The following is a 13,061-nucleotide window of genomic DNA, read 5'->3' on the forward strand; positions in this document are numbered from 1 at the left end:
GTCCGTTCCGTGTAGTCACTCCTTCTTGACCCCGCTCACTCGGCCAACAACGACTCGAGTTCATCCGGCGGCCCACCCGGAAGCTTGTCCCGCTCGTGCGGCGCGTCGAACGCCAGGTCGGGTCCGCGAGCGACGATTCGGTTCGGGTTGACGTCCGGATGTGTCGTGTAATAGTGCTCTTTGATGTGGGACATGTTTACCGTCTCGGCGACCCCCGGCGTCTGATAGAGATCCCGCAGGTACGGCCAGAGCGCACTGAACTCGTGGATGGCTTTGGCGTTACACATGAAGTGAGTGTGGTAGACCTGATCGAATCGGATCAACGTCGTGAACATCGCGATATCGGCCTCCGTGAGTCGGTCTCCGGCGAGGTATCGCTGCTCTTCGAGCACGTCGTTCCAGTGCTCGAGCGCCGAGAACAGGTCGTCGATGGCCTTGTCGTAGGGCTCCTGCTCGGTGGCGAAGCCGGCGCGATAGACGCCGTTGTTGATCGGGTCGTAGATTTCGTCGATGATTTGGTCGACTTCGTCGCGGTAGCCGTCGGGGTAGAGATCGACATTTTGGGTAGCCAGGTCGTCGAACGCGGTATCGAGCATCCGCATGATCTCCTCGGACTCGTTGTTGACGATGGTGTCTTCCTGTGTGTCCCAGAGAACCGGCACCGTCACTCGACAGGTCGCGTTCGGATCGGCCCGCACGTACAGTTCGCGCAAGTAATCGGCATCGTGGACGTGATCGCGCGTACAGCCGTCCTTGTCGGGCGTGAACTGCCAGCCGCCCGCCTCGCGGTAGGGATCGACGACGGAGACCGAGATGACATCCTCGAGTCCTTTCAGTGCGCGTGTCACGAGCGTTCGGTGTGCCCACGGGCACGCGTAGGAGACGTACAGATGATAGCGGTCCGCCGCCGGCTGAAACCGTGCGTCGGGATCGTCGCGAACCTGATCCCGGAACGTGGTCTCCTGTCGATCGAACGCCCCGTCGTCGTCGGTCGATTCGGCAGCATCGGTTCGCCACTCGCCGTCGACGAGCATGTTCATACAGGCTCTACTCGGGCGAGCCCTAAAGGGAACTCGCCGAGACGACAGACCGGTCATCAGCTGATCGCACTCCCGACCCAGTATCCCGCGCCGACGGTGAGAAGGAGAACGCCTTCGAGTCGGTTTACCCGCCGTCCGGTCGCGAGCAGCACCGTTGCGAGGAGCGTCACGACGAGCAGCCACACCAGCCCGAGGAGGACGGCGGGATCGACGGCAAGCGGTCGGATGGCCGCGGCAAGTCCGAGGACGCCGAAGAGGTTGAACACGTTCGAACCGATGACGTTTCCCGCGGCGATCGAAACGTCGCCTTGCCGGGCTGCAACGACGGCTGTGACGAGTTCGGGAAGCGATGTGCCGGCGGCGACGACCGTGACGCCGATGAGCCACGTGGAGAGTCCGATCGAGAGGGCGATCGTCGTCGCGGAATCGACGAGTAAGCGACTGCTTCCGATGACGAGGAGGAGACCGACGAGAAAGCGGGTGCTTTCGTAGCTGCGGTGCAGGGGTGGTGATTGTTCCCAGTCAGCGTCCCGTGGTGATCCCTGTCGGCTGGTCGGCTGCTGTCGGTCGCGCAGGTCGTCGTTCGTGGTGTCGACGTTCGAATCGCTGCTCGCGTTGCGTACCGACTCGGCGTCAACAGTGTTGTCTCGAGTCTGCGAGGGTATATCACTCGTAGCGGGCGTTGTAGCCGTTTCGTCCTCGGTTGTTCGCCGGATCTCGACGCCGATTGCCCCGAGATACGCGATCAGCAGTACGAGCAGGAGAGCGCCTTCCGGGCGCGAGACGACGCGGTTTGTGAGAACGCCCGCCACGATTACCGTCGCTGCAGCCAACGCGAGGGCATCGCGGCGAATCATCGTTTCGGTAACGCGAAACGGCGCAAGGATCGCGACGATGCCGAGGATCACACCCAGGTTGAACACGTTCGATCCGACGACGTTTCCGACGGCAACGTCGCCAGTTCCCTCGAGTGCGGCGACCGTCGAGACAGCCAGTTCCGGGGTGGAGGTCCCGAACGCAACGACGGTCAGACCGATCACAAGCGGAGAGATGCCGGCTGCGCTCGCGATGCTGGTAGCTGCAGCAACGAGCCATCGTGCGCCAACCCAGAGGCCGATCGTGGCACCAAGCAGTGCGACGACAGTGACGAGCGTCGACACGAGTCGAACAATCGTGAGACTGCGACAAAAACCCGCCTCACCGCCGCAGGACGGATATCTCATAGCCCGGGGAGAGCGGGAGAGTCCGCCACTATTCGACAACACTTATCTGCCGAGTTTGATAACCGATCTCGTGTGTTACGATGAGTACTGACAACAGTGACTCACCCGACGCGGATCCGAGTGAGTCATTCGTCCAGGACACCGGTGAAGAGGGGCCACGAATCGAGTTCTACGGTGGCCGGGGAATGAGTGCGTTTCCGATCGTGTTCTTCATCCTCTGGGCGATTGCCCAGACAGCCTTCTGGCGAATCTCGGATGAAGGCGGACTCGTCATCGGTATTCTGGTCGGCCTGATTGGAGGAATGTTCTTCGTTCGGGGGAACTGGAAGACCTACGCGAATACGATCTTCGAGGGAATGACCCAGCCGGTTGCCGTGACGGCGATCGTCGCCTGGATCTGGGCCGGGATGTTCGCCCAGTTGCTCCAGGACGGCGGGTTCGTCGACGGCCTGGTCTGGTTAGCCCAAACCGCCGGCATCGGCGGCGCACTGTTCCCGGCGGCGACGTTCATTCTCGCCGCGGTCTTCACGACGGGGATCGGTACGGGCTACGGCGCGTCGATCGCGTTCGTCACGCTGTTTTTCCCGGCCGGTCTCCTGCTGGGAGCCAACCCGATCTTGCTGTTCGGCGCGATTCTCTCGGGGGCAATCTTCGGTGACAACCTCGCACCCGTCAGCGACACGACGATCGTCAGCGCCGTCACGCAGGATTCGGACATCGGCGGCGTCGTTGCCTCGCGGTTCAAATACGTCATCGTCGCCGCGATTGTGGCGTTCGGCGGCTACCTCGTCGCCGGTCAGTTCATGGGCGGCCTCGGGATCGGCGGCAACGCACAGGAGATTCTCGTCGCCGAAAGCGAACCGATCGGGCTCGTTCATCTCCTCTCGATGGGCATCGTGATCGGCACGGCCGTCGCCGGCCGCCACATCGTCGAGGCGATCTCGTGGGGTATCGTCGTCGCGGCGGTCTCCAGTCTCGCGCTCGGCCTGCTGTCGCTCGGGGATATCGTCTCCTTTAACGCGCCGGCGGATGCACCGCTTTCCCAACCGCTCGAGTTCTTGCCGATCCTGACGATCGTCGACGATCCTGATGCGATCGGCGTCGGCGGCAGCCTCATCCAGGGGGCGGCCGGCTTCTTCGAACTCGCGATCCTCGTGTTGTTGATCATCGCGGCGGCCCAAATCATGATCCGCGGTGGTGCCTTCGAGGCGATTCTGGACTGGTCGATCGAGAACCTCGCGACGAACGTTCGCAACGCCGAACTGACGATGGTCGGCTCAGCGGCGCTGATCAACGCGGTCATCACGATCAACACGGCCGCGGAGGTCGCGATCGGGCCGTACATCTCGAAGATCGGCGAGCGGTTCAACCTGAACGGCTACCGGCGAGCGAACATTCTGGACGCACAGACCGCCGCGCTTGGCTACATCTTCCCGTGGTCCGGCGGCGTGCTCGCCGGCTATTCGGCGATGCAGGAACTGCCCGGCGAGTTCGAGTGGTTCGACACCGGCATGCTCGTGACGCCGATCGACGTCGTGCCGTTCGTCTTCCAGGGCTGGTTGCTCGTCGCCGTCTTCATCATCGCAGCGCTGACCGGCTTCGGCCGGGAGTATATTATCGATCGCGAAAGCGAGGAGGTGGCACGACTATGAGCGTCTTCACAAAATTCCTTCGTGGCTGGCAGTTCCGTGACTCGAGTCCGTCGCTCACCGTGGGCGACGAGTGTAGCGTTTTCGTCGCCGAGGCAAACAGCGACGGCAACGGCCACGTCTACATCGGTGATACGCATCTGCTCGTGGAGGGCGCTGGTCCGGAGACAGTCGAACGGCGCGTTCGCGTCGAAGTCACCGAGTTCGACGAGACGAACGCAACCGGCCGCGCCGAGTTCATCGAGATCGTCGGCGAGAGTTCGTACACGAACTAGAGCTGACGGCAATCCCGATGGGATCGTTTTCGCTCCGCTACGAGTTTTTAGTCGCTGCTGCGCGTTTTGTCGGAACGGTGTGCGTGCAGACTGGAATCAAGTCTTTAAGGCGGGTGGGTGTGCATCCACTGGATATAGGTGGTCCCGAGCATGCCAGACGAGGGCGAAGCAGCCGACGAAGGGCGACATCGACAGAGTCGACTCGTCACGGATGACGACGGCCAGTTCGATGCCGAGCGCGCCCGCACCGAATCCCTCCCGATCGAAGACGGCGAAGTCATCGACACGGATGAACTCGCCGACCACCAGCACTACGTCGAGGGGAGAGGGATCTACGACGACCGGAACCGGATCAACGATCTCACCGGCAAGGAGTGGAAGTATGCGACCAAATCGGTGATCGCAGAGGGCTATCCGCCCGACGTGCAACACGACTTGCGCAGCGAACACGGCGGACAGAAACCGCCCAGACTCTGTGCGGACCTTATCGACCGATTCAGCAAGGCCGGCGACACGGTCCTCGATCCGTTCGCCGGCGTCGGCGGCACCCTCCTCGGCGCGAGTTTCTGCGAACACGAGGGCACCGGTCTCCGGGAGGCAATCGGCTTCGAGCGCACCGAACGCTGGATCGAAATCTACGACGATGTCCTCGAGCGCGAGAACGACGCCCGCAGCGCACGCGGCGATCCCGAACTCGCCGCACAGGAACTGCGCCACGGCGACTGTCGCGATCTGATCGAGGACGTGCCCGACGACAGCGTCGACCTCCTGCTGACCGACGTTCCCTACTGGCACATGGACGAACTCGAACAGACGCGAAACGAACGCGAGACGCGGGAAAGCAAACTGGGGTCGTTCGACGCGGACCCAGCAGACGCAACGGATGCAAGCAGTGAGGGAACAGCCGAGACCGGGATCGAAACTGAGTCCGAATCCGAATCAGAATCCGAATCAGCAACCGCAACGAAAGCCGACTGGCTCGACGACATGGCCACGAAATTCGACCGCTTCACCGACGCCGTCGCCCCCGACGGCCACATCGTCGTCTTCATCGGCGACATGTACCGCGACCAGTCCTACGAGTTCCTCTCGGCTGAACTCGCACGCGCGATCGAGTCGACCGCGCCGGTGACGCTCGCAGCGAATTTGATCTGGTACGATCCGACGAAGGACTTGCACGTCTACGGCTATCCGTTCTCGTTCGTGCCGTCGATGGTCCACCAGAATATACTCGTGTTTCGACCGGACGGGGAATCCACGGCTGACCGGGCATAGCGGCTACTGTAGCGCCGCTCGGACCGCATCTGCACTGCTGGTTTCTGTCACAACGGCGACTTCGTCGCCGGCCTCGAGTTCGGTGCCGGGAAGCGGGATAGTAAGCGATTCTCGCGCGCGACCATGAGCGTAGATGCGGGCGGACTCCGGCAGGTTGAGTTCGCTCATTCGTTTGCCGATAGCGGCTGACCCGTCCGGAATCTTGAGGACGGTGAGCTGGAGGGTTGCCGCCAGGTCGGTGACGACGTTGAAGTCGCCGCCGAGCATGGCGGTCTTCGCGCCGGCGGCACCGAGGCGTTCGGGGTAGATGATCTCGTCGACTTCGTCCGCGTACTGTTCGTAGATGTCCTCGCGGTAGTCCTCGTCGATCCGGAGTGCGGTCCGACAGCCGTGGTGGTTGCCGACCATGCAGGCGGCGAAGTTGGCGTTGAGGTTGGGTGTAAACGCGCCGATAGCGTCGGCGGTTGCGATTCCGGCGTCGGTGAGAACTGCCTCGTCGGCTCCGTCGCCGTGGATCGTTTCGAAGCCCTCGTCTGCGGCTCGATCGATCCGATCGTGGTCGTTGTCGACGATGACGACCTCGTGGCCCTCCTCCGCGAGAATGCGGGCTGTTCGCGAGCCGACTCTCCCGTACCCCACGATGACGAATCTCATGGTATCACAGTACGTAGCCGGGGCTAAAATACGTTGGTCCTGATAGAACCTCGGTCGCAGTCGTTCAATGGTGTGCGGACGGCGCTCCACGTCGCCGGCTATGTATGCACGAACGTGTGTGATATCGGCGGAAGGGCAGACAAGAACTTTTAATTAAGGCCTGCGGTTATGCTTGACTATCCAACATGGGGGTTACCGAAACGATCGCGGATTACTTCGGGTTCGACGAGTACGAAACGGACCTCTCGACCGAACTGATCGCGGGGCTGACGACGTTTCTGGCGATGTCGTACATCATCGTCGTCAATCCGCTCATCCTGGGGGAGGCGATCGAGATCGAGGGGTACTCCGGAGCGCAGGTAACGCAGATGATCGCCGTCGCGACCATCCTCGCGTCGGTCGTCGGGACCACGGTCATGGCGCTGTGGGCGAATCGCCCGTTCGGACTCGCACCCGGCATGGGTCTGAACGCGTTCTTCGCGTACACCGTCGTCCTTGGTCTCGGCGTACCCTGGCAAGTCGCCCTCGCCGCCGTCTTCGTCGAAGGGCTCATCTTCATCCTCCTGACGGTGGTCGGCGCGCGCCGCTACATCATCGAACTGTTCCCCGAACCCGTCAAGTTCGCCGTCGGTGCCGGGATCGGTATCTTCCTGCTCTTTCTCGGCCTGCAGGAAATGGAACTCGTTGTCTCCGACCCCGAAACGGCTGTCACCCTCGGCAACGCCGCGACCAGCCCCATCGCCGCCCTCTCGGTCGTCGGCCTCGCCCTGACGCTCGTCCTCTACGCCCGCGGCACCCGCGGTGCAATCGTCATCGGGATCATCTTCACCGCCCTCGCCGGTTGGCTGGTTACCCTCCTCGGTATCGTCTCACCGAGTGAACTCGCACTCGAACGAGAGTATAACCTGGTCACGAACGACGGGCTAAGCGGTATCATCGAGTTGATTCTGAACGTCCAGTACGACTTCACGCCGCTCATCGCCGGCTTCGTCGACGGCCTCGGGATGATCGCCGAAGACCCGTTTGTCTTCGCACTCGTCGTCTTCACCTTCTTCTTCGTCGACTTCTTCGATACGGCGGGTGCACTCATCGGCGTCTCCCAGATCGGTGGCCTCCTCGACGAGGAGGGGAATCTCCCAGAAATCGAAAAGCCGCTGCTGGCCGACGCCGTCGGCACCACCGTCGGCGCGATGATCGGCACGTCGACCGTCACGACGTTCGTCGAGTCCTCCGCCGGACTCGAGGAGGGCGGCCGAACCGGCTTCACCGCGCTCGTCGTCAGCGGGTTCTTCGTCCTCTCGTTGTTCGTTGTCCCCCTGATGGCCATCATCCCGCAGTACGCAATCTACGTCGCCCTCGTCGTCGTCGGTCTCATCATGCTCCAGGGCGCAGCGGACATCGACTGGCAGCACCCGGCCTGGCTCATCTCCAGCGGCCTGACAATCACGGTTATGCCGCTTACCACCTCGATCGCGAACGGACTCGCCGCCGGGATCATGAGCTACCCCCTCGTCAAGGCTGCCGTCGGCGAACGCGCCGACGTTTCGCCCGGCCAGTGGGCCCTCGCCGTCGCGTTCGTCCTCTACTTTGGCGCGTACTTCGCCACCGACGCCGGATTCCTGACGTTCTAACTCTCTCTACCCACCGCGACCGGTGCGCTCATACGTCCCGCGTCATTATCTTGCGCTATGGCTGCCATTACCATGTACGAACTCCCCGGCTGTCCGTACTGTGCGAAAGTCCGCTCGAAACTCGACGAGCTCGAACTCGAGTACGAGACCATCGAGGTACCACGCTCACACGGCGAGCGGACCGAAGTCGAGGAGGTAAGCGGCCAGACCGGCGTTCCCGTCATCACCGACGAGGACAACGGTGTCGACGGAATGCACGAAAGCGACGACATCGTCGAATACCTAGAAGAAACCTACGCATAGAGCCGACCGTCGGGCGAACAAGCGGCTATTCGTCGGTTACTGACGATCACCAGAACGGACGATCAGCCGTCGGTTCACACGACACTAGTACTGGTGAATACGAGTGAGGTCATTCCGGTGACATATCGTCGCAGAACTCAAGCCGCCTCCTCGTGTTCGGCTCGCTCCCGAATTACATCCCGGAGTTCGTCCGTGTCGTGTAGATCCGCGAGTTCATCGCGCTCGACGAGCGCGGTACCGTCGACGGCGTCGCGTTTCGCCCGGTCGACGACGTAGACAGATCGCGTGCGAGTGACGCGGCCGATCGAACTCATGATGCGGGCGCGTTTCTCGGCGGCTTTGGTGAACTCGGAGTGGCCGGTGAGGACGACCTCGCTGTCGTCTTCGTCCTTGCTGACGGCCTTGAACGGCGAGCGGATCGTCGGATGGACGCTGTAGCCGGCCCGCGTGAGGACGGCGACAACCTGTTCGTCGCCGGGATCCGCCTCGGGATCGTCCGGCGTCGACTCCGTCTCGTGGACATCGTCGGTTCCGTCGAGGACATCGACGGGACTGGTAAGCGGTGCCTCGAAGAGGTCTTCGAGCGCCATGGCGACCTCGACGGAGGCGTTCATCCCGTCCTCGTACTTCGAGACGGTCCGGCGGGAGACGCCGAGTTCACTCGCGAGTTGGCCGAGACTCCAGTCGCGGTCCTCGCGTTCGTCGGCGAGCAAGTCGCCGTCGATGTTGACGTAGAGGCCGCCCGGTGCGGCGTAGATCAGCGGCGGGACGCCTTCGATGAACAGGTTGTACGCGGTATCGGGGCTGAAGACCGGAACGCCGTGTCGGAAGTAGACGACATCCGGTTTGAGATCCTCGTCGCGACTGCGCAAGCCGATCACGATCGGCGTCGCCTGCAGGTAGGTACCGAGACGACGCATCTCGTGGCCGGTCGCCTCGTTGAAGGCGTCGATGTTGCCGAGAATCTTGACGAGTAACAGATCCTCGCCGCGACGCGCAGCGATATCGAAACTCTTCGGTCGGATCGCACACCGGTCGCTCACCACGAATCCCGCATCCTCTAACATCGCGGTCACGTTGCCGACCAGTGCGGAGCGGGACATAGGGGGATGTAAGCTATTCCTCATATAAGAGCGTTTCCCCGAGATGCCCGTCTGCGGTGTCGCGATTGCGGGATGTATCAGCAGTATACTTATATACTGCTTTCATTGCATTGTGATAATTGTTCGTTCCGGCTGACGCTACACCGCCGCTGTCCTCACGGCACCTGTCCCCGCCCCAAGTAAAACACGTTGCCCGCATCGAAAGGCGTTACTCGCCGCCGGTACAACCACCGTCGATGACTGTCGTCGGGATCGACGATACGGACTCCCGCGAACACGGCATGTGTACGACCTACGCTGCCGCGACGATCGCCGAGCGACTGCGCCGCGATGCCGGCGCTTCGATCGATCGCATTCTCCTCGTCCGGCTCAATCCCGCCGTCGAGTTCAAGACGCGCGGAAACGCGGCGCTCGCGATCCACACCGACTGCGACCCCGCCCGCGCGTTCGAACTCGCGCGCGCTGAACTCGAGTCGCTTGCGGAAACGAGAGACGACCGGACGAACCCGGGACTCGTCGTCGCCGATGTCCGTCCAGAAGCCGACGATCTGCCGGCTGAACTCGGCCGGTTCGCGATGCGGGCGATTCGAGAGCACCTGTCCATCGAGGAGACCAGGGCCGTAATCGACGGCTACGGCTACCGGTCGTGGCACGCCGGTAACGGTCGCGGGCGGATCGGCGCGCTGGCCGCGATCGGTGCCTGGCGCGCACTCTCTGCGTGGACGTACGAGTTCATCTCCTACCGCGAGCCCGACCGGTGGGGAACGCCGCGAGCAGTCGACCACGAGAGCGTCTTCGCCGCGGCAGAGCGGGGGTATCCTGCGGTCTGGGACACCGTCGACCGCGGCGAGAACGAGACCGTTTGCGTGCCCCACACTCCGGGGCCGATTCTACACGGCATTCGCGGGGACGATCCCGATCGGATCCGCCGGGTCGCCGAACGGATCGAGAGCGAGCCGGTGCGGACGAGCCAGTTGTTCGTCACGAACCAGGGAACGGACGTGCACCTGCGGGACCTGACCGCGGACGAAGCGGGAGGACGAGCGCAGGAATCGGAGTCAAAAGCCGGCCACCCGCCGGCCGAACTGCAGGACGGCCGTTCCTATCGGCTCGACGCGCGCGTCGCCGAACCGCCCGAAACGCGGCGCGGAGGACACGTATTCGTGGCGGTAGCTACGGGTGTGGGCGAAGCTCAAGCGACGGCCGGCGACGTCGACGCCGCATCCACCGCGCCGTCACACCATACCCTCACCTGCGCCGCCTTCGAACCAACCAAACGCTTTCGCGACCGCATCCGCGCCCTTCGCCCCAGCGACGAACTCACCGTCTGTGGTGAACTTGCGGACGGCACCCTCAAACTCGAGAAGTTCGCTGTCCGCGACCTCGTGACCACTGAACTCGTCACACCCACCTGTCCGGACTGCGAGCGGACGATGGAAAGCGCCGGACGAAATCAGGGATATCGCTGTCGCGACTGCAAGACGAGTGCGGCCGGAAAAGAGCAGGTACCGATCGAGCGCTCGCTCGAGCGCGGCTGGTACGAGGTGCCGCCGTGTGCGCGACGACACATCGCGAAGCCGCTAGTTCGAGGCGGATTCGACGGCCCGATTCACCCGGAGCGCTGATCGCCGGGCTCTCCAGCGGGGACGATCAGAGACAGTCAGGGACAGTCAGGGCATAGTGAACTACCCCACCCTACTCGCTCACGGCTGACACCGTTCGCTCCTTGAGGGTAGCGTGAGACCGAAGGTCTCACGGACCATGCGAACGGGCGCTNCCCTACTCGCTCACGGCTGACACCGTTCGCTCCTTGAGGGTAGCGTGAGACCGAAGGTCTCACGGACCATGCGAACGGGCGCTTCGCGCCCGTGAACAGATGCCTGATTCCACGACGTTGTCAGACTGTGTCTGACAGCCCGCCAGACGGAGTCTGGCGAACGCGCTTTGCAGGAACCGAAGTGGTTCCCGTAGGGAGCGCAGTCTCCACAGGCGTTCGAAAATCACAGTGCGATTTTCGCAGCCCNGAACCGAACGGTTCTGAGGACGTTGATTCGGGACAGCCCGTCCCTACTTGCTTCAGACCGCGTACCAAGATGTTGTAGGCCGCGTTCCAGTCCCTGTCCGCCGTGAACCCGCACGAGGGGCACGAGTGTTCGCGGACCCACAGCGGTTTGTCGGTCGAGACACCACAGGCCGCACACTCTTTGGTCGTCCCGGCTGGGTCGACGGCGACAAAGTGCGTGCCTTCGCGTTCGCACTTGTACTCGAGCATTCGGAGGAACGTCCCCCATGCTGCTCCGGCGCGGTTGCGGCTGTTCGACGGGAGTTCCATCAACCCCTTGGCGTCGAGATCTTCGACCGCCACGAGATCGTACTCTCGAGCGTAGTGGTTCGAGAGCTTGTGCAAGAAGTCCCGGCGCTTGCGCTTCAGATCGGCGTGGCGTTTGGCAACGATACGCTGTTGCTTGCGGTAGTTCGCCGAGCCGTGTTCTTTCCGTGAGAGCTTTCGTTGCTCGCGTTCGAGCCGGTCGCGTTCGTCCGAAAGATCGGGACGTTCGACGGCTGTTCCGTCGGTGTCGTGAGCGTACTTGAGGATTCCCACGTCGATCCCAACAGAGTTCTCGATTATCTTGGGCTTCGGCGGTGCTTCGTCTTCGGTTTCGATTCCGAAGACGGCGAACCACTCGCCAGTCGGTTCCTGCTTGACGACAACCTCTTTGATCGTGGCGTCGTCCTCAGAAATCGAATATTACTGATGGGCTGCACAAGAGCTGTCGCTCTTGTGAACGTCGGGAACGCCGCGGTGGTAGACCATCGGAATATCGCCGATTTTGGAAAGAGAAAGCACAGTACGGCCACTCGTGTTGTTGAGTTCGAAGCCGGATTGACTGTACTTGATCGAGCGATACTCCTGCGGAGCCTTCCACTTGAGTTCGCCGACGCGGTAGCCGTTGTCCTTCCGCCTCTTCAGCGTCGAGAGGTTGTCGTACAGCCGTTGTACGACCTTCTGTAACACCTTTGAGTGGACTTTCTTCAAGTCGGTCCACTCGCGTTTGAGGTTGGGAAGGACTGACTGTTCGGAGTAGGCCGATGTGCCGTCCTCGCGGTTGAGTCGGTGCAGAAAGTGGTTGTAGACCTGTCGGCAGATATCGACAGTCCACGCTAACCGGTCGTGGAGTTCGTCGGTCGGATTGAGCCGATACCTGTAGTTGTAGCGCATGGTCTACTCGTCTTCGTCGGACGGATCGGTGACGCGGACGACCTTGACGGTGGCACCGCGCCACCGCTTGGGAACAAGCACATGAGCACCGTTCCCGGTTGGTTTGACTTCGGCTTCGTGGACTTCGTGCCCTTCGACCTCGTACCGATCCATTATCAATGTTTACACTACGTAGAAACATAAAGCTACCGATAGCGTGGGCCTTCGGGCCTGCTGTAGAACAGTCCAAGAAACTCGTGCGGCGTTGACGAGACGCTCCGCGTCTCGTTCGCGCACAAGAGCAGAGCTCTCGTGAACGCTGTATCCCCTCCCTGCTCGCGTCTTCGACGCTCGCTGAGGAAGGGGCTTTAGCGCCTCGATTTAGGTAAACACGTCGTCTACAGCGAGGTCAAATACGTCGTGAAAGCGTGCACGTCCTCACCTACGCACGCCGCAAGAGCACTCCGCTACTGTGATGGATTCGATCGTTGTCCACTGTGAGCGTCTCTCTTGGACAAAGCGAATCCGTGCGCTTAAGTAATGGACGCTACAACGATTTGATCCCAACAAAGAACTGATGCACCACTCCGCGTAAGCGTGAGTGGGAAGGGTCAATGCAGGCCGGCCGTCTACCGGCGTGCAGATGCGACCGTGTGTACGTGTAGTCCAGGCGTCCACTGGACCCGTTCCCGGGTCACTTGCGTTCCAC

General features: G+C 62.2%; 11 protein-coding genes and 1 pseudogene. 6 read left to right on the forward strand and 6 right to left on the reverse strand.

What is annotated here, in order from left to right; genetic code table 11:
• Positions 1 to 35: 35 nt before the first annotated feature.
• Together C484_RS11980 and C484_RS11985 are read right to left on the reverse strand one after the other, a co-directional pair.
• A complete protein-coding gene (locus tag C484_RS11980; RefSeq protein ID WP_006826197.1) occupies positions 36 to 1,040 on the reverse strand; it encodes a glutathione S-transferase family protein in 1,005 nt (334 codons plus the stop codon).
• 56 nt (positions 1,041 to 1,096) lie between these two features.
• Entirely contained in the window at positions 1,097 to 2,200 is a 1,104-nt protein-coding gene (locus C484_RS11985; protein WP_006826198.1) for a calcium/sodium antiporter, read from the reverse strand.
• Between the two features lie 143 nt (positions 2,201 to 2,343).
• Here C484_RS11985 and C484_RS11990 point away from each other — a divergent pair, with 143 nt between their 5' ends.
• The 3 genes from C484_RS11990 to C484_RS12000 all read left to right on the forward strand — a co-directional run bounded on the left by C484_RS11990 (position 2,344) and on the right by C484_RS12000 (position 5,462).
• Entirely contained in the window at positions 2,344 to 3,915 is a 1,572-nt protein-coding gene (locus C484_RS11990) for a Na+/H+ antiporter NhaC family protein (RefSeq protein ID WP_006826199.1), read from the forward strand.
• On the forward strand, positions 3,912 to 4,187 hold the full coding sequence (locus C484_RS11995) for a DUF7513 family protein (protein ID WP_006826200.1): 276 nt from the start codon (positions 3,912 to 3,914) through the stop codon (positions 4,185 to 4,187). Before C484_RS11990 ends, C484_RS11995 begins: the two co-directional genes overlap by 4 nt.
• A 150-nt stretch (positions 4,188 to 4,337) precedes the next feature.
• Positions 4,338 to 5,462, forward strand: coding sequence for a class I SAM-dependent methyltransferase (locus C484_RS12000; protein WP_006826201.1), 1,125 nt, complete (start codon positions 4,338 to 4,340; stop codon positions 5,460 to 5,462).
• A gap of 3 nt (positions 5,463 to 5,465) precedes the next feature.
• Here the strand turns inward: C484_RS12000 and C484_RS12005 are convergent, their stop codons facing one another.
• A complete protein-coding gene (locus C484_RS12005) occupies positions 5,466 to 6,116 on the reverse strand; it encodes a potassium channel family protein (protein ID WP_006826202.1) in 651 nt (216 codons plus the stop codon).
• Between the two features lie 185 nt (positions 6,117 to 6,301).
• On the opposite strand from C484_RS12005, the gene C484_RS12010 reads away from it, so the two are divergent.
• On the forward strand, positions 6,302 to 7,747 hold the full coding sequence (locus C484_RS12010) for an NCS2 family permease (protein WP_006826203.1): 1,446 nt from the start codon (positions 6,302 to 6,304) through the stop codon (positions 7,745 to 7,747).
• Positions 7,748 to 7,804: 57 nt separating this feature from the next.
• Positions 7,805 to 8,050 (forward strand): glutaredoxin family protein, encoded by a 246-nt coding sequence (locus tag C484_RS12015; RefSeq protein WP_006826204.1) that lies wholly within the window; start codon positions 7,805 to 7,807, stop codon positions 8,048 to 8,050.
• A 137-nt stretch (positions 8,051 to 8,187) separates the two neighbouring features.
• On the opposite strand, the gene C484_RS12020 is transcribed toward C484_RS12015, so the two are convergent.
• Entirely contained in the window at positions 8,188 to 9,153 is a 966-nt protein-coding gene (locus C484_RS12020; protein ID WP_006666522.1) for a transcriptional regulator, read from the reverse strand.
• A 236-nt stretch (positions 9,154 to 9,389) separates the two neighbouring features.
• Here C484_RS12020 and C484_RS12025 point away from each other — a divergent pair, with 236 nt between their 5' ends.
• Entirely contained in the window at positions 9,390 to 10,778 is a 1,389-nt protein-coding gene (locus C484_RS12025) for a tRNA(Ile)(2)-agmatinylcytidine synthase (RefSeq protein ID WP_006826205.1), read from the forward strand.
• Positions 10,779 to 11,050: 272 nt separating this feature from the next.
• On the opposite strand, the pseudogene C484_RS12030 reads toward C484_RS12025, so the two are convergent.
• Together C484_RS12030 and C484_RS23050 are read right to left on the reverse strand one after the other, a co-directional pair.
• Positions 11,051 to 12,373: pseudogene (locus tag C484_RS12030) on the reverse strand (RNA-guided endonuclease InsQ/TnpB family protein).
• Between the two features lie 3 nt (positions 12,374 to 12,376).
• The gene (locus C484_RS23050; protein ID WP_006666493.1) at positions 12,377 to 12,526 is read right to left on the reverse strand and encodes a DUF2080 family transposase-associated protein; all 150 of its coding nucleotides are present in this window, start codon (positions 12,524 to 12,526) and stop codon (positions 12,377 to 12,379) included.
• Positions 12,527 to 13,061 lie beyond the last annotated feature (535 nt).

It is taken from the genome of Natrialba taiwanensis DSM 12281 (assembly GCF_000337595.1).
GTDB classification, from domain to species: Archaea; Halobacteriota; Halobacteria; order Halobacteriales; family Natrialbaceae; genus Natrialba; species Natrialba taiwanensis.

Bases quoted from the DNA above. Each gene is read 5' to 3' on its own strand.
- C484_RS12025 (WP_006826205.1), top strand. From the start codon at position 9,390: ATGACTGTCGTCGGGATCGACGATACGGACTCCCGCGAACACGGCATG.
- C484_RS12000 (WP_006826201.1), top strand. From the start codon at position 4,338: ATGCCAGACGAGGGCGAAGCAGCCGACGAAGGGCGACATCGACAGAGT.
- C484_RS12020 (WP_006666522.1), bottom strand. From the start codon at position 9,153: ATGTCCCGCTCCGCACTGGTCGGCAACGTGACCGCGATGTTAGAGGAT.
- C484_RS23050 (WP_006666493.1), bottom strand. From the start codon at position 12,526: ATGGATCGGTACGAGGTCGAAGGGCACGAAGTCCACGAAGCCGAAGTC.
- C484_RS12010 (WP_006826203.1), top strand. From the start codon at position 6,302: ATGGGGGTTACCGAAACGATCGCGGATTACTTCGGGTTCGACGAGTAC.
- C484_RS11995 (WP_006826200.1), top strand. From the start codon at position 3,912: ATGAGCGTCTTCACAAAATTCCTTCGTGGCTGGCAGTTCCGTGACTCG.
- C484_RS12005 (WP_006826202.1), bottom strand. From the start codon at position 6,116: ATGAGATTCGTCATCGTGGGGTACGGGAGAGTCGGCTCGCGAACAGCC.
- C484_RS11980 (WP_006826197.1), bottom strand. From the start codon at position 1,040: ATGAACATGCTCGTCGACGGCGAGTGGCGAACCGATGCTGCCGAATCG.
- C484_RS12015 (WP_006826204.1), top strand. From the start codon at position 7,805: ATGGCTGCCATTACCATGTACGAACTCCCCGGCTGTCCGTACTGTGCG.
- C484_RS11990 (WP_006826199.1), top strand. From the start codon at position 2,344: ATGAGTACTGACAACAGTGACTCACCCGACGCGGATCCGAGTGAGTCA.